This window comes from Haloferula sp. A504, assembly GCF_044385805.1.
Lineage (GTDB): Bacteria > Verrucomicrobiota > Verrucomicrobiia > Verrucomicrobiales > Akkermansiaceae > Haloferula.
Map to the genome: position 1 here is coordinate 108,059 of NZ_JBISBU010000009.1, position 20,568 is coordinate 128,626.

15 protein-coding genes are annotated in these 20,568 nt (G+C 65.1%); 9 read left to right on the forward strand and 6 right to left on the reverse strand.

The window, feature by feature from the left end:
- The first annotated feature begins 7 nt into the window (after positions 1 to 7).
- Positions 8 to 1,378, forward strand: a complete 1,371-nt coding sequence (locus ACG2LG_RS07000; protein ID WP_396257583.1) for an MBL fold metallo-hydrolase — start codon at positions 8 to 10, stop codon at positions 1,376 to 1,378.
- Here ACG2LG_RS07000 and ACG2LG_RS07005 read toward each other — a convergent pair.
- From ACG2LG_RS07005 to ACG2LG_RS07015, 3 genes are all read right to left on the reverse strand, one after another.
- On the reverse strand, positions 1,363 to 9,708 hold the full coding sequence (locus ACG2LG_RS07005; protein WP_396257584.1) for an SDR family NAD(P)-dependent oxidoreductase: 8,346 nt from the start codon (positions 9,706 to 9,708) through the stop codon (positions 1,363 to 1,365). The genes ACG2LG_RS07000 and ACG2LG_RS07005 overlap by 16 nt on opposite strands.
- 125 nt (positions 9,709 to 9,833) lie before the next feature.
- Positions 9,834 to 11,090: a glycosyltransferase gene (locus tag ACG2LG_RS07010; RefSeq protein WP_396257586.1), complete on the reverse strand. Its 1,257-nt coding sequence runs from the start codon at positions 11,088 to 11,090 to the stop codon at positions 9,834 to 9,836.
- A 21-nt stretch (positions 11,091 to 11,111) separates the two neighbouring features.
- Positions 11,112 to 11,480: a glutaredoxin family protein gene (locus ACG2LG_RS07015; RefSeq protein WP_396257587.1), complete on the reverse strand. Its 369-nt coding sequence runs from the start codon at positions 11,478 to 11,480 to the stop codon at positions 11,112 to 11,114.
- Between the two features lie 173 nt (positions 11,481 to 11,653).
- On the opposite strand from ACG2LG_RS07015, the gene ACG2LG_RS07020 reads away from it, so the two are divergent.
- A complete protein-coding gene (locus ACG2LG_RS07020; RefSeq protein WP_396257589.1) occupies positions 11,654 to 12,271 on the forward strand; it encodes a RibD family protein in 618 nt (205 codons plus the stop codon).
- Here ACG2LG_RS07020 and ACG2LG_RS07025 read toward each other — a convergent pair.
- Both ACG2LG_RS07025 and lpxB read right to left on the reverse strand, forming a co-directional pair.
- Positions 12,265 to 12,447, reverse strand: coding sequence for a hypothetical protein (locus ACG2LG_RS07025; protein ID WP_396257591.1), 183 nt, complete (start codon positions 12,445 to 12,447; stop codon positions 12,265 to 12,267). The genes ACG2LG_RS07020 and ACG2LG_RS07025 overlap by 7 nt on opposite strands.
- Positions 12,448 to 12,654: 207 nt before the next feature.
- On the reverse strand, positions 12,655 to 13,791 hold the full coding sequence (gene lpxB / locus ACG2LG_RS07030; RefSeq protein ID WP_396257593.1) for a lipid-A-disaccharide synthase: 1,137 nt from the start codon (positions 13,789 to 13,791) through the stop codon (positions 12,655 to 12,657).
- 133 nt (positions 13,792 to 13,924) lie between these two features.
- Here lpxB and ACG2LG_RS07035 point away from each other — a divergent pair, with 133 nt between their 5' ends.
- The 7 genes from ACG2LG_RS07035 (at position 13,925) to lptB (ending at position 19,888) form a co-directional block, all read left to right on the forward strand.
- Entirely contained in the window at positions 13,925 to 14,857 is a 933-nt protein-coding gene (locus ACG2LG_RS07035; RefSeq protein ID WP_396257595.1) for a tetratricopeptide repeat protein, read from the forward strand.
- 51 nt (positions 14,858 to 14,908) lie between these two features.
- Positions 14,909 to 15,574: a polymer-forming cytoskeletal protein gene (locus ACG2LG_RS07040; protein WP_396257596.1), complete on the forward strand. Its 666-nt coding sequence runs from the start codon at positions 14,909 to 14,911 to the stop codon at positions 15,572 to 15,574.
- Positions 15,575 to 15,684: 110 nt separating this feature from the next.
- On the forward strand, positions 15,685 to 16,623 hold the full coding sequence (gene nadA, locus ACG2LG_RS07045) for a quinolinate synthase NadA (protein ID WP_396257598.1): 939 nt from the start codon (positions 15,685 to 15,687) through the stop codon (positions 16,621 to 16,623).
- 58 nt (positions 16,624 to 16,681) lie between these two features.
- Positions 16,682 to 16,942 (forward strand): DUF1844 domain-containing protein, encoded by a 261-nt coding sequence (locus ACG2LG_RS07050; protein WP_396257599.1) that lies wholly within the window; start codon positions 16,682 to 16,684, stop codon positions 16,940 to 16,942.
- A gap of 34 nt (positions 16,943 to 16,976) precedes the next feature.
- On the forward strand, positions 16,977 to 17,801 hold the full coding sequence (gene kdsA, locus ACG2LG_RS07055; RefSeq protein WP_396257601.1) for a 3-deoxy-8-phosphooctulonate synthase: 825 nt from the start codon (positions 16,977 to 16,979) through the stop codon (positions 17,799 to 17,801).
- A 4-nt stretch (positions 17,802 to 17,805) separates the two neighbouring features.
- Complete coding sequence (locus ACG2LG_RS07060; RefSeq protein ID WP_396257603.1) at positions 17,806 to 19,131, forward strand: hypothetical protein; 1,326 nt, start codon at positions 17,806 to 17,808, stop codon at positions 19,129 to 19,131.
- A 16-nt stretch (positions 19,132 to 19,147) separates the two neighbouring features.
- Positions 19,148 to 19,888: an LPS export ABC transporter ATP-binding protein gene (lptB, locus tag ACG2LG_RS07065; protein WP_396257605.1), complete on the forward strand. Its 741-nt coding sequence runs from the start codon at positions 19,148 to 19,150 to the stop codon at positions 19,886 to 19,888.
- A 24-nt stretch (positions 19,889 to 19,912) separates the two neighbouring features.
- Here the strand turns inward: lptB and ACG2LG_RS07070 are convergent.
- A partial coding sequence (locus tag ACG2LG_RS07070; protein WP_396257606.1) for a hypothetical protein occupies positions 19,913 to 20,568 on the reverse strand: 656 nt, incomplete at its 5' end.

The following is a 20,568-nucleotide window of genomic DNA, read 5'->3' on the forward strand; positions in this document are numbered from 1 at the left end:
CGACGCCGTGCTTTTCCGCAGCCTCTGCCGCCACGCCGAAATCGGCTCGAACTCCTACCTCCTCGACACCGGAGAAGTCCGCATCGTTCTCGATGCCGGAATGCATCCGAAACACGAGGGACAGGAGGCCATCCCCCATTTCGAGTTGCTGGAGGAGGGCTCGGTCGATGCGGCGGTGATCACCCATTCCCATCTCGACCACATCGGCACGCTGCCCGTGCTGCTTCGCGACCAACCCCAGGCGCGGGTGTTCTTTTCCCAGGCCGCGGCCGAACTCGGCTTTGCCATGCTCCACAACTCGGTGAACGTGATGCAGTCGAAGAGGACCGAACTCGGCATCACCGACTACCCGCTCTTCCACCACCGCGAACTCGACGAGATCGAAGCCGCGATCGAAACCCGCGCCATCGAGCGCCCCTTCGATCTCGATGCCGACGGCGACGTCCGCGCGACCTTCCACGATGCCGGCCACGTCCTTGGCTCGGTGGGCGTGACCCTGAAAACGGGGGGCAAGTCCCTGTTTTACACCGGCGACGTGAACTTCGAGTCATCCACCCTGATCAAGGGCGCCATCTTTCCCGACGAGCCGGTCGATACGCTGGTCATCGAGACGACCCGCGGTGCCAGCCCGCGCGACCCCGCCTACACCCGCGACGCCGAGGAGGCGCGCTTCGCGGAGACCATCGAGCGAACCCTCCATCGCGGCGGCTCGGTGCTCATCCCGGTCTTCGCCGTGGGAAAGACCCAGGAGGTCCTGACGATGATCCACCGCTTCAAGCGCAAGGGCATGATCCCGGCCAGGGCTCCGGTCGTCATCGGCGGGCTCTCGACCAAGATGACGATCATCTACGACAAGTATGCGGGCGGCCTCACCCGGCGGACCGATGACGACTTCCGCATCCTTTCCGACATGGAAATCCAGGCCGGCAGCCGCCGCCGCAACCGTGCGCCCATCATTCCCCGGGCGGGCACGATCTACTGCCTGTCGAGCGGCATGATGACCGAGAAAACGGTCTCCAATGCCTTCGCCCGTGCCGGTTTCCTGGAGAACCCGAAGAATGCGCTGCTTTTTGTCGGCTATGCCGATCCGGACTCGCCCGCCGGCCACATTCGCGCAGCGGCCCACGGCGACAAGATCGTGCTCGATCCGGCACACCCATCGGCCCCCTTGCGGGCGCAGACGGACGTTTTCGATTTCAGCGGCCACGCCACCCGCGATGACCTGCTGGCCTACGCGAAAAAGGTCCGGCCCAAACGTACGTTCCTGGTCCACGGCGACCCCGAGGCCAGCCGATGGTTCCAGGATCGCCTGCGCGAGGAGTTGCCCCAGACCGAGCCCATCATTCCCGAACCGGGTCTGAGTTACGAACTCGACTGAACGAGTGCCGCGGAGACCTCGTCGGCCAGCGTCAGCAGGTGGTCGGGGCCGAAGAACTCGAAGTGCCCCAGATCCCTGACGGTCTCGCGGAGCTCGCCGTGGGTCAGCGGTTTACCGTCGACCGCCGCCGCCCATTCGTGGCTGCCGCGCCAGACGCTGACCGGTGCCTTCACCGGTGCCAGGGTGGCCGAGTGGGCCAGCAAGGCGTGATGCAGGTGAACCGAAAGGGCGAATTCGATGACCCGGGGATCGACAACCTCGGCCAGTTTCGGCCGTGACTTCAGCCAGCGCCGGATACGCGACTCGCGGGCCTTGGCCGATGCCCCCGCGAGATCCGCGACAAGATCCTGAAGGTCATCGCGGATGGTGGTATCCACCAACACCTCGTCGCCGTAGAGTTCGCCGAGCAGCACCAGGATGTCGTCGATGTGCCAGCGGTAGACTTCCTCGGCGCGGTCCTCGGGAACCGTCGCGACGGCCTCGAGCGGGTCGACCATTCCGAGCCAGGCGACCGTTCTCCCCCGCTCTTCCATGATGCGGGCGATGGCATGGGCCAGCAGTGCTCCGAAGGAGAAGCCGAACAGGTGAAGATCGCCCCTCGGCTGGCGCAGCGCGATGGCATCGGCATAGCCCGCCGCCATGGCTTCGAAGGCATCGAACTCGCCCCCTTCCGTGAAAAAGACCCGGGACTGCAGGGCGACGACCGGCCGATCTTCCGGCAGGCGCGCGGCGATGCCGTCATAGAGGGCCACCAGTCCTCCGGCCGGGTGGATCATGAACACGGGCTCGCGGGTGCCGGACTTCTTGAGGTCGATCAGGCACCGATCCGGAAGTACCAGCCCGGTGTCGCCCTCCTTGGTCGTCGCCGCCCCCGAGGCGGCGCGCCCGGAGCTCCCGGTCTCGACCTGCCCGCCGGAAATGGTTTCGAGCAGGTGCATCGAGACATCGGCGAGGGTCGTGCCCTCCTTCATCTTCGTCGGCGGCACCGAAATCTCGAACAGGCTCTCAAGGCGCATCAGCAACTCGAAGGTCATCAGCGAGTCCAGCCCCAACTGCGTGAGCGGGCGATCCTCGCGGATCTTCGAAGGCGACGAGCGCAAGACCTTGGCCACCTCTTCCTTGAGCATGGACGTCAGCAGGGCGCGCCGTGCTCCCGGGGCGGCATCCATCAGGATCTCCCGGGCCGAACGCGCCCCGGTGTCGGCGCCATCATCCCCGGCATGGCGGAAGACCTCTTCATAGCGGGACGATTTCTCCAGCTGCGGATGGGTCGCACGGAAGGCCTTCCAATCGATCGGAATGACTCCGGTGTGGACGTGACCATTCCCCATCAATCGCTCGAGCAACTCGAGTCCGCGGGCCGGAGGCAGCGGGATGATGCCCTGGCGCGTCAGCTTCTCGCGCAGCTTCTCGTCGGCCGCCGCCACGCCGACCTCGCCGAGCTGTCCCCAGTTCACGGTCAGGGCCGGAAGTCCGAGTCCCTTGCGGTAATGGGCCATGGCATCGAGGAACGCATTGGCCGCCGAGTAGTTGCCCTGTCCGGCGTTGCCCAGTGCCGAGCTGACCGACGAGAACATGATGAAGCAATGAAGATCCTCGCCGAGGGTGGCCTCGTGCAGGTTCCAGGTGCCCTGGACCTTGGGTGCGAGGACACGCTCCATCTGCTCCGGCTTCATCCGGCTCATGGTCTTGTCGTCGAGAACCATCGCCGAATGGACGATGCCGCCCAGCGGCATGCCGCTCCGCTTGATCTTCGCGACCAGGCGATCGACGTCCTTGCGTGAAGTCACGTCCACCGCATCAAAGTGAATGTACGCGCCCTTCACCTTCGCCTCCCTGGCGATCTGCATGAGCTCGTCATCGGCACGCCCGCTGCGGCTCACGAGATACACGTGGCGTGCGCCGCGGGCGATCATCCACATCGCCGCTTCGCGCCCGAATCCGGTCAGCCCCCCGGTGACCACGTAGGCCACGTTGCCGCGGAAAAGGCGCGTTGGATGGGCGGCCTCGGGCCGCGGCACGATCGACGAACCCTCGGCGCTGAGCACGATCTTGCCGATGTGCCGGGCCTGGGCCATGCAGCGGAAGGCATCCTTCGCCCGCGCCATCGGGAACACCCGGTGGGGCAGCGGCTTGAGCTTGCCACTCGTGAAATGCTCCGAGACTTCCCCCAGAAGCGTCTGCAGGCGCTCGCCGCCGTCGTTCATCGCCTGGCCGAGGTCGACGACCGACATCGTCAGATTGTGGCGGAACGGGCGCAATCCGACCGGGGTGTTTCCGTAAATGTCGCGCTTGCCGATCTCGACGAAGCGGCCGTACGGCGCGAGGCAGGACAGCCCCTTCTCGATCGCCGCCCCGGCCAGGGAGTTGAGCACCACATCGACGCCCCGGCCATCCGTCACCTCGCGAACCTGGTCGGCAAAGGCAAGTGAACGGGAGTCGAAGACATGCTCGACCCCGAAGCGGCGGAGGAACTCGCGCTTTTCCGGATTGCCCGCGGTGGCGATCACCCTGGCACCCAGCGAGCGGGCCAGCTGGATGGCCGCCATCCCGACCCCTCCACTGCCCGCCTGGACCAGCACGGTCTCCCCTTCCCGGATCTTGGCCATTTCCACCAGGGAATAGACCGAGGTCATGAAGGCGACCGGCAGGGTGCAGGCCTCCTCGAAGGTCATCCCGTCCGGAACCGGCAGCAGCAACGGCGCCGGAACCGTGAGGTGCGAGCCGAAACAACCGGCTCCGAGCGAGATCACCCGGTCCCCGACCTTCCAGTCCTTCACACCGGGGCCGACCCGCTCGATCACTCCGGCGCACTCGTCGCCGATCAGCATGTCGATGTCGCTGTCCGACGGGTAGATGCCGAGTGCCTTCATGACATCACGGAAATTCAAGGCCGCCGCCTTGATCGAGATCTCGACCTGTCCCTCCTTCGGGGTGCGGCGCGCCGCCTCGACGAAGGTCATCGAATCCAGCATGCCGGGCGAAAGCACGTCCAGCCGGTAGCCGCGACGACTCGAGGCCGAAGATCTCTTGACCAGATCCTTGGGCAGGAAGCGCAGGGCACGCCTTCCGGTCGACCGCAGCGCCACTTCCTCCTCCTTGGAGTCAGAACGGATCTCCGCCAGCAGGTCGCTGACCTCCCGCCGGTCGCCGGCCGGGGGCAGGTCCACCAGGCGCACCTTGATCCGTGAGTTTTCCGAAATCATCGTCCGCCCCAGACCGATCACGGTGGCACCGGCGGGATTGAGGGTCTTGTCTCCCACCTTCAAGGCCTGGGCACACCGGGTGAGGAGCATCATCCCCTTCGGCAGCTCGTCACGGGTCGCCGGCAGGGCACGGGCGATGGCCAGCAAGGGGGCCGTCGTCAATTCCTGGGCCGCCACCAGCGCCTCGGCGGACAAATCCTCCGCCGCCGGCAGATCGAGGCTCCAGCCAAAGATCAGATCGAGCCTGCTCAGCGAAAAACGCCGGTCCAGCTCGCGGAAAAGACGCGAGGCGTCCTGCAGATTCCCCGGCCGGATCTCATAGGCCCCGACACCCTTCTTCGCGAACCGCTGACCCCGATACACGCAGATGACGAGATCCTTCAGGTCGCCGGAAAGCTCCTCCACCACCGGGGCCAGCGCCCCACCCTCGTCGGTGAAGACGACCCGCACCATCGAGGGACGGTGGCGCAGGACATTCAGATCGAATGCCCCCTTCTCCCGCAGCGCCCGCTTCGCAGCAACGCGGGCGGCCGCAAAGACGCGTCCCGAAGGGCCGAAACGATGCGCTTCGACCGACTCGAAGCCGAGCGACTCGAGCGTCCCGGTCAGGTCCTCCACCGATTCCGACCGCGCCGGCAGGAAACGCTCCGCGGACTCCTGACCGAAACCGAAGGCCAGCTCCGCCCACAGAGGAGGACTCACCGTGCCCTCGACCAGGCACAGCCCACGCGACTTCATCGCCCGCAGGAGACGTCTGGAACCCTTCTCCGTGCGCGCGGCCTCGGCTTCCCGCCCGAGCACGATCGCCAGATCGTAGCGCTGCGGATCGAACACGCCGGCAGCCTTTCCCTGGGTCAGCCCGCTGGAGGCATACTCGACAAAATGATGATCGAAGAACTTCTGCTCGGCCATCACCGCCCGCTTTTCGTCGGGCTCGGCAAAGACGACTTTCGTGCATTCGGGATCGAAGCACGCCAGCAATTCCGAGACGGCACCCCCGCTCCCCCCGCCCAGCACGAGAACCTCGAGCGGAGTGTGGTCGGGAATGGCGTCCAGCGATGCCCGGAGCGCGTCGCGCAGTGCCAGGTGCTCATGGCGGACCGTCGGCGAATCCTGCGAGAAATGTTCCTCGAGCGAAATCGAGCCGGTCGGCATCAGGACCTCGCCGACCTTGCGGCGCCCGCGCAGGACGGCCGGCAGGTCGGAGCCGATCCGCTCGACGAAGAACGCCTCGGGGTAGGCGTCGGGATACGACGCGAGCAGCTTGCGAAAGGCTTCGCCGGATCGAGAGGGCGACTTCGGCAGGTTCGCTCCGCTGATCAGATCCTCGAGACGCCGGCGGGCCGACTGGCTGATGCCCGCGGGCATCGACAATTCCGCGAGATGCGACAGGGCGATCCGATCCAGGGCCCGGTTCAGTCCACGAAGCCGCCGGGTCACCGGCGCCTCCGGCTTCGGCCATTCGGGTGCCGGCAGTTCCACCGGGCCGTCCTGCACCGCCTCGAGCGGCGCCTCGATCCAGCCGTTCTCGTAAAGACACTCCTCGGCGCTGGTGGCGCGGAACTCCTTGGTCCGGACCACCGCCTGGCTTTCCAGCCCCTTGATCTCGGCGACCAGGCGCCCCTGCTCGTCCTGGAGATCCATGTCGCCCCTCAGCGTCTTGCCACCGCAGTGGACGATGCGGATGCGGCAATAAAACCGACGACCCTCCGATGGACGGAAAATCCGGAAGGAGTCGCAATACACCGGCATGAATCCGGTCTCGCGGATCAGCGCAAAATCACTCGGCGCCGAGGACGGCATCGCCTGGAAGCAGCAGTCGAGCAATGCCGGCACCAGATGGAACTTCTTCGCCGAGCGCTCGACCGCGGGTGGGATGTCGATCACCGCCAGCGACTCGTGCTCGCTGTGGTAGAGATTGGAGATCCCCCGGAAGGTGGGCCCGTAGCGAAGCCCGACGAAGTCACAAGTACGATAGATGACGTAGCCCGGAATCTCGCGGTTCGCCCGCTCGATCATCGTCTGCGGGTCGAACCTTCGCGACGGCTCCGGCATCGTGTCGGGGCGGAAGTTGCCCTTCACGTGGAGCGTCCAGTCGTCCGACGATTCATCGGACCGGCTGTGGATCTCAAAGGAAGCGGTCGCCGGCTGGTGCCGAAACTGCATTTCCGTCGACTCGCCCGCATTTTCCGGCAGGAACAGCGCCTTGACGAAGTCGACATTCTCGACCCTCACGGGCACATCGCCATGCATCTCGTGGGCGGCGGCGGTGGCCGACTCGAGATAGCCCGCGGCCGGAAAGACGGGGTGGTCCTGGATCACGTGGTCCCGCAGGAAATCGTAGACCTCCAGATCCAACCGGGTGCTCCAGGTCGGTGCCGCGGAACCGAGACGGTCGGCCAGCAGCGGGTGCGGCACGTCCTCGACCCGGATCTGGCGGTAGCGGGGCGGCTCATGCCAGTGGTGGACCCGCCGGAAGGGCATGATGGGGAAATCCTGTTTCCCGCAGGCCACCGGGTAGAGCGCCCCCCAATCGATGGCCTGGCCCAGGATGTGGAGACGACCGGCCGCCGCGAGCATCGTCAGGCGTTCGTCGGTCCGGCGCTTGAGTGAGTGCACCACCGTGCCGTGGCTTTCCTTGTGCTCGAAGCACTCGGAAATCGATGCGGAAAGCACCGGGTGCGGCGCGATCTCGAGGAACAGGCGGTAGCCCTCCTCGATCAAGCCGCCGATCGCTCCGGCAAAACGCACCGGCTTGCGGACGTTGTGCCACCAGTATCCGGCATCGAAGGTCTTCGGACCGGCCGGACCGCCGGAGACCGTCGAGTAAACGGGAATCGAAGGCTTGCGGAGTTTCAGCATCCCGAGCTTCTCCAGCAGCGGCTGCCGCGCCCCGTTCATGTGATGGCTGTGGAACGCGTAGCCGACCTTGAGGAAGCGGTTGAACACCTGCCGGGCGGAAAGCTCGACAGCAATTTCCTCGAGGGGGGCGGCATCGCCGGACAGGGTCACCGACTTCGGCCCGTTGATCGCCGCGAGACCGACCCGTCCCTTGTATCCCGCGAGCAATTCCTCGGCCTCCTCCTCGGTGAGCGAGGCCGCCAGCATGCGTCCGTGCTGATCGTCCGCCGCGTCCATGCAGGCGCCACGCCAGAAGATGACCCGGCAGGCCTCCTCCAGCGTCAGCACGCCCGCGGTGAGTGCCGCCGCCACCTCGCCGACGCTGTGGCCGACAGTCGCCGCCGGCATCACGCCCCACGATTTCCAGAGCGCCGCCAGTCCCGCCTGGATGGCGAAGATCGCCGGTTGGGCGATTGCCGTCTCGTTGATCCGGGACTTCGACTCCGACTTGGAAAGTTCCTCGATCAGCGACCAGTCGCCCCACCGGCGCATCGTCGCGTCGCAACGCTCGATGACCTCACGGAAGACCGGCTCGTGCTTGAGCAGGTCGCGACCCATCGCATACCACTGCGGACCCTGGCCCGAGAAAACGAAGACCGGGCCGGGGTGCTCGAAGTCCATCGGCGTGCCCTCGACCACGCCGGGTGCCGCCTCGCCAGCGGCCAGCAATCCAAGCTGCTCGACAAGCTCGGCGCGGGTCCGGCCGACCGCCACCGCGCGGTGCATGAACTGGACCCGCCGGGTCGCGGCATCGAGGCAGACCTCGGCGACATTCGGAGCCGGCTTGGCCGACAGATGGTCACGGAACTGGCCCGCGATGTCGCGGATCGCCTCGGACGTGCCCCCGGACATCGCCAGGGCGTACCCGGATGCCTTGGAACGATCCGTCTTCGGCGCTGCCGTCGGGCGGAAGCGCCGCTGCGGCACCGGCACCCCCTGCAGGATTGCGTGGGCATTGGCCCCTCCGAAACCGAATGAGTTGACCCCGACGTACGGCTGGGAAGCACCATCGGGCAGCTCCTCCATCTCGGTCACCACCCGCAGCTTGAGCTTCTCGAGGTCGATGTTCGGGTTGACCGTCTTGAAGTGCAGGCTCGGGGGAATCTGACGGTGATGGAGCGACAGCGCCGCCTTGATGATCCCGGCGGCACCCGCGCCGGCCTCGAGGTGACCGATGTTCCCCTTCACCGAGCCCACCGGACAGGGATTGTCGCTGCGGCGTCCGACACCAAGCGCCATGCCGAGGGCGTGGGCCTCGATCGGGTCGCCGATGGGCGTGCCGGTTCCATGCGCCTCCATGTAGGCGATCTTCGAGGGCTCGATGCCCGCGCGCTCCATGGCTGCCCGGGTCAGGGCCTCCTGCGACGCCGGGCTGGGCACGGTGATGCCATTGGTGCGACCGTCCTGGTTCGAGGTGGTGGCGGCGATCGTCGCGTAGATCCGGGTGCCGTCCTTGATCGCCTGCGACAGCGGTTTGAGCAGCACCATGCCCGCACCCTCGCCACGGACGAACCCGTCGGCCCGCGAGTCGAACGCCCGGCAGCGACCGGTCGGCGAAAGCATCGCCATCCGGCAGAATGCCAGGTAGGGCACCGGTCCGAGAATCGAGTTCACCCCGCCGGCCAGCGCCATTTCACAATCCCCCCGGTGCAGGCTCTCGCAAGCGAGGTGCACGGCGACCAGGGCCGAGGAACAGGCGGTGTCCACCGCCACGCTCGGACCCTTGAAATTGAAAACGTAGGAAATCCGGTTCGCCGCGATGCTGTGAACCGAGCCGGTCGCCATGTAGATGTCGGTCTTGCTCGAGGTGTCGAGCCCCGACTGCATCAGGTGGTAATCGAAGGTCGAAACCCCGGTGAAGACGCCGACTTGGCGGCCCTTCTTGAAGTCGAACACCTCGCGGCCGTCTTCCAGGGCGCGCCAGGAGGTCTCGAGCAGCATTCGCTGCTGCGGGTCGATGAAGTCCGCCTCGCGTGGCGAAACGCCGAAAAACGACGCGTCAAATCCATCGAAATGATCCACCAGGGCTCCCCACTTTGAATAGGTCTTGCCCTCGACGCCCATTTTCGGGTGGTAGAACGTATCCTTGTTGAACCGCTCCTTGGGCAGGACTGAAACCGTGTCCTTGCCGTCACAGAGCATCTTCCAGTAGGCCTCGGGGGTGTCGGAGCTGCCCGGGAAACGGCAGCCAATCCCGACGATGGCGATAGGTTCGAAAGACATGCGCACGAATATCAAGGGTGGCGGCGGACGGAACTATCCCTCGCCGCGCTGTCTGTAAGCCGATTCATGCCACGCCGACAAGTGGCTTCATGCCGAATCTCCCGACGGATGGCCGCTGGCGGCAATCAATCCCGTGCCTTAGCCAGCTTCTCGATCAGATCTGCGGACTCCCTGCGCCAGCCCTCCGCATCGCAGCGGGCCGCGGCCGCTTCCGCTCCGCGCCGGATCTCCGAATCGTGGAGCACCCGGTCGAGCTCCCGCCGAATCTGCCACGACGTCGCGGTCGGATCATAGGCCCAGCGTCCGGCACCCAGGCGGGTGACCCTCGCACCGTGGTCCGGATGGTCCATCGTCTGGGCGACGATCAACTGTGGGATCCCGAACCGCAGTCCCTCCGCGACCGCACCCGCGCCACCGCGATGTACCAGCGCCCGGCATCGCGGAAGCACCTGGCTCATCGCCACCGGAGAGGTGATGCAGTGATTGCCTTCGATCTTCGGAGGGCCCTCATGGTCGAAGGAAAGAAGGAGCGTGCGGGTGCTGAAATCGTTGCAGGCGGAGATCAGCTGCTCGACCAGCTTCTCACTCGGCCGGATGGCCGAACCCTGGGTGATCGCCGCCGGAGGTTCGCCCGCGTCGAGAAACTCACCGAGAGCCGGGTCGAGCGGCATGACCTGCTCGGACTGAAGGTAGGGGAAACCGGTTTGACGCATCTGAGCCGGCATGCGCGCTCCCAGCCGCCCGTACCAATCCGGATAGAGGGCCAGCGGCAGACGCGCCCCGAACATCCAGTCGCGGTAGGAGCCGTGCCGCTCGTCCAGGCCCACCTTGCGGCGGAGCGGATTGAGGAACTTCCACATCATCCGGTCGATCACCCGACTCTCGATGAGCCGGGTCGCTTTCGTGTAAAGCCACCCGGGCGCGCTCCTCGACACGGCATCACTCAGATGCCCGCCGATGCAGGCACGGTCTTCCTCGGAGGTGAGCTCGGTGGGTGCGACGTAGACCGCGACCCCCGGAATCCCCTTCTTCTCCTCGACGATGCGCGCACTCGATACGAGGCTGCGATAGACCAGCACATCGTCGTTCCCGACCGTCTCCATCAGCACGTCCAGAAAGGGCTCGGCTTCCTTTTCGCCGGCCTCGCGCAACGCCGCGAAACTTCTCAGCGGAGAAGAGAGCCGGGGATCCCGGATCGTCCGCTCCACCGTCGCCGCCTCTCCGGCGGGGATCGAATCAAAGCCCCATTTTTTCAGGGAGGCCTGATGGAAGGGATTGACCACCCACCGCACATCGCAACCCCGCTGCCGAAGTTCGACGGCAAGGACCAGGAGCGGGGCGATATCTCCGAAACTACCCGCGCTGGTGAAGATGAAACGCATCCCGGTCCCTTGGCAGGTGGCTCAATCGAGGAACTTGACCTTGCCTCCGGGAACCTCGCCACGGGCCATTGCCTCGTGTTCCTCGTCGCTGCACGCCGAGTTGGTCGGAGCATCCGCCTCGGCATCGACCGGGGCCACCTTTCCGTTCTCCAGCATCCACGCCTCGACTTCCTCGCCCGAGACATCCGCGAGCATCTGGCCGTCCACCTCGACGCAGGGCGACAGCGGCTGGCCGCTCTTCTGCTCCATCTCCCAGCGGAATGCCGGGTTCTTGATGATGTCCTTCTCCTCGAATTCGAGGTCATACTTGCGCATGATGGCCCGCACACCCTCGCTCCAGCCGCAGTAGGTCTTAAGATAAGCCGTGATTTTCGGTTGGTTCTCGCTCATGGCGCGGAACATAACGGGACAATCCCCGATCGCAAGCCCGATGCATCCGCCCGCCCCGTGGACCCGAAGACGCACCGTCGGCGCCGTCGCGTCGCTTCTGTGGTGCGTCTCTCCGGTCCTGCTCCTCGGGCTGGAATGGGGAATCGCCTTCCTTACCCGGTTCGACTGACGCCATGTCCGCACCCCGCATCTCCATCAATTTCGCCGTCTCGGCCGACGGCAAGATCACCTCGGTCGAGGGCAGACCCTCGGGCTGGACCTCCGACGCCGACCACGAGCGCCTGCTCGAACTCCGGCAGACGGCCGACGCCCTGATGGTCGGTCGTGGCACTCTCGAAGCCGACCGCATGACCATGAAGGCCCCGCAGCAACCGCTCCGCTGCATCGTCTCCGGCAGGGGCCGCTTCGATCCCGGGCATCCGGTTTTTTCCACGGACGGCGGCCCGATCCATCTGCTCGGCACCGGGGGGCAACCGAACGCCATCCCCGGCACCACGACCCACCACATGTCGCTGCCAGATTTTCTCGAATACCTCCACCGGGAGCAAGGCGTGCGGCACCTTCACTGCGAGGGCGGCGGTCACCTCGGCCGCTCGCTGGCCGAGCTCGACCTTATCGACGAAATCCACCTCACCTGGGCCGGCCACAAGCTTTTCGGCGGAGCCGCGGCACCCGGCATCACCGCTGCGGGCGGGGAATTCCTGCCCGCCTCGCGAGCCTTCCGCCTGACCCATTTCGAGCCCCGTGAGGAACTCGGAGAGGTGTTCCTGAGCTACGAGCGGACTCAGTGATCGCCGGTCCCGGCATCCCCGTGGGGCTCTTCCACATGAGCCGCATCGCCATGCCCGTCGGCGTGGGCGGCGTGCCCGTGCTGCTCATGCAGGGCCTTGGTTTCCTCCCAGTCGTGCCGTTCGCAGGAAACCGAGACGAGGAACAGAGTGGCGGCGAGGAGGTGGAGCGCTTTCATCCGCGCCGGATGTATCCGCTCCTCGCCTGCTGACAAGCAAGAACCCCCGACCGAATCCCCCGCCCCCGGCTTCGTGGAAAGAGATCTGCTTTCAAGAACCGGCCGGGTTCCAGGGGACTGCCGGACCCGCAGCCAGATCCAGCTCACGCCATCCCCCCGAGGACTTCGTTCCTATGATGTGCTCCGGCTTGCCTACGCAACCGCGGATCACTCGTCGCCGCCCGGAAACCAGGCCGACACCGCGCCGGCCGCCCGCTCATGCGCCCCCGTGCCTCCGAGCAGGGCCACCGTTTCCGCCAGACGCGCCTGCAATTCCGCGACCTCGCCGGGCGAGGAAAGAAACCGCTGCAGCGACCGCGCCACCTGGCACGGGTCGGCATCCGACTGGATGAATTCCTCGATGACCTCGTCCTTGGCAAGGATGTTGATCAGCCCGATGTGCTCGATCTTCACCACCATTCTCGCGATCATGTAGGTGGGCCACGCCAACTTGTAGACGAGGCAGTAGGGCAAGCCATAGTAGGCCGCCTCGACCGTGGCCGTGCCACTCGCCACCACCCCGCAGGCCGCCCGCTGCATCAGCCCGTGCGCCCCGCCATCGGTAATCTCGAGCCGGCCGCCGAAGCCCGTCTTCTCGGCCATCTCCCGCATCCGCTGGCCAAGCGCCGGCCGTGCCGCCGGCACCTCAAAGGTCAGCCCCGGGTCGGCCACCACCAGCCGCTCCGCCGCTTCGAGCATCACGGGAAAGAGCTTCTCGACCTCCGGCTCCCGGCTGCCCGGCAGCAGCGCCACCCGCTTCGGATCCCGCACGACCTCGGTCCGCTCCGCCTCGAGTTCGTCCACCAGCGGGTGACCGACGAAGGTGGCCTTCAAGCCGCTGCCCTCGAAAATCTCCGGCTCGAACGGCAACAGGCACAGCACCTCATCGAAAAGCTCGACCATCTTCGGGATGCGGCCCTTTTTCCACGCCCACACCTGCGGGCACACGTATTGCACGATCTTCGTCGCGGGCAGATGCCGGCGGACGGCCGCCGCGAAGCGGAAATTGAAACCCGGGTAATCGACCAGCAGCAGGACCTCCGGACGCATTTCCCGGATATCGGCGAGCATCTCGTGGAAGCTCCGCTTGAAGAAAGAGTAGTGCTTGAGCACCTCCACCACGCCCATCACCGCCGCCTGGTCCACCCAGTCGCGAATCCCGTCGCCGGCGACCGAGCGCATTTTCGGCCCTCCCGCGCCCCGGATCTCAAGTCCGGGACGCTCCCGGAGCAGGGCCTCGAGCAGCCCCGCCGCGTGTGCATCGCCACTCAGCTCACCGGCGATCACGTACAGGGATCCGCTCATGTGGGGAAATCCTAGGCCTTCCCGGCACCGGGCGGCAATGCGCATCTGCTCGATCGCCGGCACGCGTCAATTCGTCATTGATTTCCCCCGACCTGGACCCTTAATCGCTGCCCGCGCAACCCGCAAGATTTCCATGGCCGAACCCACCTCCGACCACGCCTCGCCCATCGGCGAGATCACCCACGGGCCGAGCTCCTTCGAGCAATTCCTCGATCGCAACCAAAAAGCCATGATCGTGCTCGGTCTCGTGCTGGCACTGGGTGTGGGTGCCTGGGTCGTGATTTCGGGCATGGAAGAAGGCAAGCGCCTCGCCGCCGGCGAGGCACTCGTCGGAGCCGACGACGTCTCCGCCATGCAGGACGTGGTGAAGAACCATCCGGGCACGCCGGCCGCCGCCTCCGCCGCGGTGCTCTTGTCCGACATGCAGTGGGACGAGGGCCAGCAAAGTGCCGCGATCGAAACGCTCCGCGGGGAAATCGAGGCCAATCCCGACCACCCCGCCACCGTGCCCGCCCGGGCCCGCCTCGCCACCCGCCTGCTCCAACAGGGCGATCGCGAGAGTGCGAGTGCCCGGTTCGAGGAAATCGTCGAGCGCCCCGACTCGGCCTACCTCGCTCCCTACGCCCTTCTCTCCCTTTCCGAGATTGCCCGCGAAGAAGGCCGGATCGAGGAGGCGAAGGAGCTACTCGAACGGGCCGCGGAGGACTATCCGGACAACCCGCTGCGGTGGCTGGTCACCCAGGCGATCAGCTACGTGGACTTTGAAATGCCCGAGGCCGTCGATCCGCCCGCTCCCATCGAGGAACCGGCCGATCCCAGCGGCGATCTCGCCCCGGAGCCCGACCTCTCCACACCGGTTGAACTCGACCCGACCAGCCCCGGCGCCGGGTCCGGCACCGGAAATCCCCTGCTCGACAATCTGACGGGCGGTGGTGAAGCCACGGACGACAGCCCCGCTGCACCAGCCGGGGAAACTCCCGATCCCGCACCGGAACCCACTCCCGATCCGGCTCCCGAACCCACTCCCGAGGATACGGAGGATTCCGCATCCGGTGCGAATGAATGACATTGACAAGCCACCCACTCCAACCCTCATTTCAAGACTGTGAGCAACAACATGTTTCGTAAAGTCATCGGGCAGAAGCCCGGCGATTCCGAGGTCGATCCGATCCCCGCGCCGCAGCCCGAATCCGCGGCACCCGCCCCGGTCGATCGCCCTGCGCCGAGTCCGGCCGTCAGCCCCGCCCCCAGCTCCTCGGCCGCACCCTCGGCCTCCCGCAACGTGCTGAGTGCCGACGTCGACATCAAGGGAACGGTCAAATTCACCAATGATCTGGTCGTCGATGGCAAGATCGAGGGCGAAATCAGCTCGGAAGGGAATCTCACCGTCGGAGAAAACGCCCGCCTCAAGGCGGAGATCAAGACCGCCACCGTCGTGGTCTACGGCAAGGTCCACGGCAACATCATCGCCAGCGAGCGCGTGGATCTGAAATCCAGCGCCGAAGTCGTCGGTGACATCAAGGCCAAGACCCTTTCGATCGAATCGGGAGCCATCTTCGTCGGCAAGTCGACCGTCGGCACCCCGTCCACCCCGGCCACGTCCGCCAGCAAGCCCCAGTCGCAGCCGGAGAAGAAGCCCGACACCGTCGGCAAAGGCAACGACTCCGGAGGCAAACCCCAGAATTCCGGCGGCAACCCGCAGCAGCAACAGCAGTCGAAGGACAGAGACTCCGGAAACCCGTCCAAGCCCGAGCAAGGCAACCTTGCGGGACTCAAGAGCTGACCGGTTCACCTTTCTCAAAAGCGGCACATCCTCCGGGGTGATGCCGCTTTTTTGTTTCGGAAAATTTCCACATTCGACATTCCCTCTCCTTCATTCGACATTTCCGCCCCATGCCGACCGTCGAACTCGATCTTTCGGAAGCCATTCTACGCCTCAAGAAGGAGCGGAATGCCGTCATCCTTGCCCACAACTACCAGACCGGGGACATCCAGGACCTCGCCGACTACGTGGGCGACTCGCTCGGCCTCGCCTACAAGGCCAGGGAGACCGAGGCCGACGTGATCGCCTTTTGCGGCGTCCACTTCATGGCGGAGACCGCCAAGATCGTGAATCCGACGAAGACCGTCGTGCTCCCCGACCGCGACGCCGGTTGCTCGCTCGAGGAAAGCTGCCCCGGCCCCGAACTCGAGGCGTTCCTCGAGCAGAACAAGGAGAAGAACTACTACGTCATCGCCTACATCAACTGTTCGGCCCACGTGAAGGCCCTGTGCGACGTGATCTGCACCTCCGGCAATGCCATCCGTATCGTTGAAAAGGCCCCCGCCGACCGCCCCATCCTCTTCGTCCCGGATGCCAATCTCGGTGCCTGGGTGATGGAGCAAACCGGTCGCAAGATGGACCTGTGGCAGGGCTCCTGCTACGTCCACGTCGAGTTCACGCGCGACTCGATCAACCGGATCAAGGCCGAGTTTCCCGACGCCCTCGTGGTGGCCCATCCCGAATGCACGGAGGCCGTCCGACTGCTTGCCGACGAGGTCTGCTCGACCGAGAAAATGGTCACCTACTGCAAGAACGCGCCGGTGAAGAACATCATCGTCGTCACCGAGAGCGGCATGCTCCACCGTCTGCGCAAGGAGGCGCCCGACAAGAACCTCATCGCGGGTCCCACCGACCACTGCGCCTGCGCCGACTGCAAGTTCATGAAGATGAACACTCTCGAGAAACTCCACGACTGCCTCGAGAAACTCGAACCCCGGGTCATCCTGCCCGAAGACATCCGGGCCCGTGCCGAAGCCCCCCTGCTGCGGATGCTTGAGCAGTCAAAATGATGGGACCCATTCGTCATTTGGCATTTATCATTCGTCATTGAAGCCGCAGGCTTCCCCCATGCCCTCGGCAGATCCCCGCTTCCACGATTTCGTCCTCCTGCAGGCCCAGAACGCCGGCTTTTTCCTCGGCCAGCTCCCGAATCCGAAAACCGGCGAGAAGCAGGTCAACCTCACCGCCGCCAGAAGCGTGATCGACTCCCTCGAGATGCTCGAGATCAAGACCGAGGGCCATCTCACCGCCGAGGAGCAAAAACTCCTCGGCACCGCCCTTGCCAATCTGCGGCCACTCTACGAAAAAGTGGCGGACGAGGAGGAATGAACGGAGCGTCCACCAGCCCACCCCATCTGCACCGATGAATTTCGAACCCTTTCAAATTGGCTCGGTCCCCGTCGGCGGGCCCCTTCCCATCTTCATCCTCGGCCCCTGTGCCTTGGAGAACGAGGAGTTCGTTTGGAGCATGGCACGCTCCGTCAAGGAGATCGCCACACGCACCGGCGTGCCCCTCATCTTCAAGGCCTCCTACGACAAGGCCAACCGGACCTCGGTGACGTCCTTCCGCGGCCCCGGGGTGCACGAGGGATGCCGGATCCTCGGCGAGATCGCCAAGGAACTCGACGTCCCGGTCACCACCGACGTCCACACCGCCGAGCAGGCTGAGATTGCCGCCGAGCACATCGATTTGCTGCAGATCCCCGCCTTCCTCTGCCGCCAGACCGATCTGCTCGAGGCCGCCGCGAAGACCGGACGCGCCGTCAACGTCAAGAAGGGCCAGTTCCTCGCCCCCTGGGACACGGTCAACATCGCCGACAAGATGCGCGCCTTCGGATGCCAAAGCTTCTTCATCACCGAGCGAGGCACGACCTTCGGCTACAACAACCTTGTCACCGACATGCGCTCGTTGTTCTGGATCCGCAAGGAAGGGATCCCGGTGATCTTCGACGCCACCCACTCGGTCCAGCGTCCCGGCGGCCTCGGAGGCACCACGGGGGGCGACGGCGAACTCGCACCGGTCCTCGCCCGCGCGGCGGTCGCGACCGGCGTCGACGGCCTCTTCATGGAGACCCACTCCGATCCCGAGAACGCGGTGTCCGACGGGCCCAATCAGATCCCGCTCGAATTTCTTGAAGACATTCTCGTCCGACTGATCGCCATCCACCACGCCTCCCACGGCGCCTGATTCCGTGACCACCCGCAAGACATCCCGCATCGTCCGCTCCACTTCGCTGGTCGCGGGCGCCGGTTGTCTGGTGGCCGCCCCGCTCCATGCCCAGGGTGTCACGCTCGACACCACCCCATCCAAAGACGCAACCCTTCCCGGAATGGAGATGCTCGTCGACGGAAGCATTCTCCAGAAGATCCTCATCCCCGAATACGACGAGCACCGCCGGCTCAGCTCGGTTCTCAGGGCGGACAAGCTGGTCCTGATCAATGATCGGACCATTGACGCCACCGCGGTCCGGATCGAGTTCTACCATCCCGACCGGTCGCTGAAGGCAGGGATCAACCTGGCAACAGCGCTCCTTTACGATCAGCGGCTCCTCCGCTCGAGCGATCCGGTGACCCTCGAATCCAACGACCTCACGGCAAGCGGCAGCGGCCTTGTCTACGAGCTCGACCGCTCCCGCGGTTTCCTCCACGGCCCTGCCACCGCACGAACCCTCATCGATACCCGAACCTCCATGAACCCTCGTCCCACAAGACGCTTTGCTGCCACGGGCGTCGCCTTGATGGCGGCCAGCGCCCTGAGCGCCCAGGAAGATGCCATCCTCACCGAACAGGAACTCCAGGGGCTCGACCGGCTCGCGGTCAGCCAGGCGAGCATCGCCGAGGAGGCGGAAGCCCGGGCAGACGGGCAGATCGAACAAGCGGAAGCCCTTGGGAAAGGTGCCGACGAGTCGCTGCGGGACTTCCTGAAAGTCGCCGCGGTGGAAATGGAGGACGGCAAGAAGCCCGACCTCACCAAGAAAGTTCCCGATCCCGAAATCGAAAAACAGATCAAGCTGCCCGCCTCGATCGAGGCCCGGAAGGGAATCTTTTTCGACTCGGAGACCGGCATCCTCATTTTTCTCGAAGACGTGGACATCGAACACCCGGACTTCACGCTCACCGGGGCGGATGAGGTGAAGGTCTTCATGGAAAAGGAACAGACGCCGGCGCCGGACCCGAAGCCCGATGGCGCGGGACCAACACCTCCCAAACCCCAGAACGAGAAGGGAGACCTTCTCGGTGAAGCCGAGTTCGGCGACCCAACCCGGATCGTCGCCACCGGTGCCGTCGTGGTCGAACAAAAGGGCGAAAAGAAGGCCAAGGCCTCGGGGCGCCAGATGGTCATGGACCTCAGGACCAACGAGCTGATCATCCGCGGTGGCGAACCCTGGATCATCTCGGACACGGCCAACGGTCGTGTCGTCGATCCCAACGGCTACATCATGATCAATCTGAAAAGTGGTGACGCCTCCTTCGTTGGCGATTCACGAGGATTCATCGAACTCGACAAAGACCGCTGAATCCATGGTATCTCCCATGCCCGTGACCGAACCCCTGCTCACCGCCGAGGGCCTGCGAAAGTGCTACGGCGGCCGCCCGGTCGTCAACGACGTGAACCTCTCCGTCGCCCCAGGCGAGATCGTCGGACTGCTCGGCCCCAACGGCGCCGGAAAAACGACGTCGTTCTACATGATCGCCGGGATCGTCCCGCCCGATGCCGGCACGGTCCGGTTCTCGGAAACCGACATCTCCCACCTTCCCATGCACCGGCGGGCACGCCTCGGCCTCGGCTACCTGCCCCAGGAGGAGTCGGTCTTCCGGAAACTCAGCGTTTTCGACAACCTGATGGCCATCCTCGAAACCAGGCGTGACCTCAGCCGCAACCAACAGGTCGAGCGGGCCGAGGAACTGCTTGAACGCTTCAAGATCACCAAGGTGCGCAAGTCCGCCGCCATCACCCTCTCCGGTGGTGAAAAGCGCCGCCTTGCGATTGCCCGGACCCTGTGCACCGAGCCAAAACTCCTGATGCTCGACGAACCCTTTGCGGGCATCGATCCAATCGCGGTCGACGACATCCAGAGCATCGTCCGGGAACTCCGCGAGCGCGACGGTCTCGCCATCCTCATCACCGACCACTCGGTGCGCGAAACCCTCTCGATCGTCGACAGGGCCTTCCTCATCCACGACGGCAGGGTCATCCTCGAGGGGTCCTCCGACTTCCTCGTCAACGACCCGGTCGCCCGCCAGCACTATCTGGGCGAGGACTTCAGCATGTAGTCCCGTCCAGGGAAACCATGCCGTTCACGCGAGCGCCAGTCGCTCATCACTGTCCAGCAGTTCCGACACCGACGACCACCCGCCGGGTTGCTGCAGATTGAAAACGGTCAGATAGAGCGTGACCAATTTGGGGTCGAACGCATCCAGCATGGAGTTGACGGTTTCCCTGACCTTGGAGGCATCCAGTTCCTCCGGCAGTTCCCCGGTCACCGAACCCTTGCCATCGTGCTCGATGCCCACCCCGTCGCAGAAGGCGACCAGCAGTTCCTGATTGCCGGCCATGAGCCAGGCTTGCAGCAGATGCTCTCCGATGGTGTCGGACTGGCGTGACTTCAAGGTCTTCAAAATCCACGCAAACTGGTCGGCGACCGGCTTCTTCTGGATGAACACCAGACGGAGGTTGCGGCTCTGGGCCAGACTCGAAACCGCCGACTTGTAGACGTTGCGATCGTTGTCGCGAAACCAGGCAAGCATCTGCGTCACCAGTGCCGGGTCGATCTGTTGGTAAATCTCGTGTGCTTTCAAACGAACAGGAATGTTGGGGCGGATTGGACGCCTTTTGCCGGCCAATTCCAAGCAATTCCCTTCCAGTCCTGAATTTCCGAAAAGGGTGTGATGAGGGCACAAAAGAGCCCGGCACCCTCGTTGCGGAGGATGCCGGGCTAAGACCTGGCGACGAC

Coding starts and splice junctions, on each gene's coding strand:
- ACG2LG_RS07050 (WP_396257599.1), top strand. CDS start 16,682: ATGCCCTCGGCAGATCCCCGCTTCCACGATTTCGTCCTCCTGCAGGCC.
- kdsA (WP_396257601.1), top strand. CDS start 16,977: ATGAATTTCGAACCCTTTCAAATTGGCTCGGTCCCCGTCGGCGGGCCC.
- ACG2LG_RS07040 (WP_396257596.1), top strand. CDS start 14,909: ATGTTTCGTAAAGTCATCGGGCAGAAGCCCGGCGATTCCGAGGTCGAT.
- ACG2LG_RS07010 (WP_396257586.1), bottom strand. CDS start 11,090: ATGCGTTTCATCTTCACCAGCGCGGGTAGTTTCGGAGATATCGCCCCG.
- ACG2LG_RS07035 (WP_396257595.1), top strand. CDS start 13,925: ATGGCCGAACCCACCTCCGACCACGCCTCGCCCATCGGCGAGATCACC.
- ACG2LG_RS07025 (WP_396257591.1), bottom strand. CDS start 12,447: ATGAAAGCGCTCCACCTCCTCGCCGCCACTCTGTTCCTCGTCTCGGTT.
- ACG2LG_RS07020 (WP_396257589.1), top strand. CDS start 11,654: ATGTCCGCACCCCGCATCTCCATCAATTTCGCCGTCTCGGCCGACGGC.
- ACG2LG_RS07005 (WP_396257584.1), bottom strand. CDS start 9,708: ATGTCTTTCGAACCTATCGCCATCGTCGGGATTGGCTGCCGTTTCCCG.
- lpxB (WP_396257593.1), bottom strand. CDS start 13,791: ATGAGCGGATCCCTGTACGTGATCGCCGGTGAGCTGAGTGGCGATGCA.
- lptB (WP_396257605.1), top strand. CDS start 19,148: ATGCCCGTGACCGAACCCCTGCTCACCGCCGAGGGCCTGCGAAAGTGC.
- nadA (WP_396257598.1), top strand. CDS start 15,685: ATGCCGACCGTCGAACTCGATCTTTCGGAAGCCATTCTACGCCTCAAG.
- ACG2LG_RS07015 (WP_396257587.1), bottom strand. CDS start 11,480: ATGAGCGAGAACCAACCGAAAATCACGGCTTATCTTAAGACCTACTGC.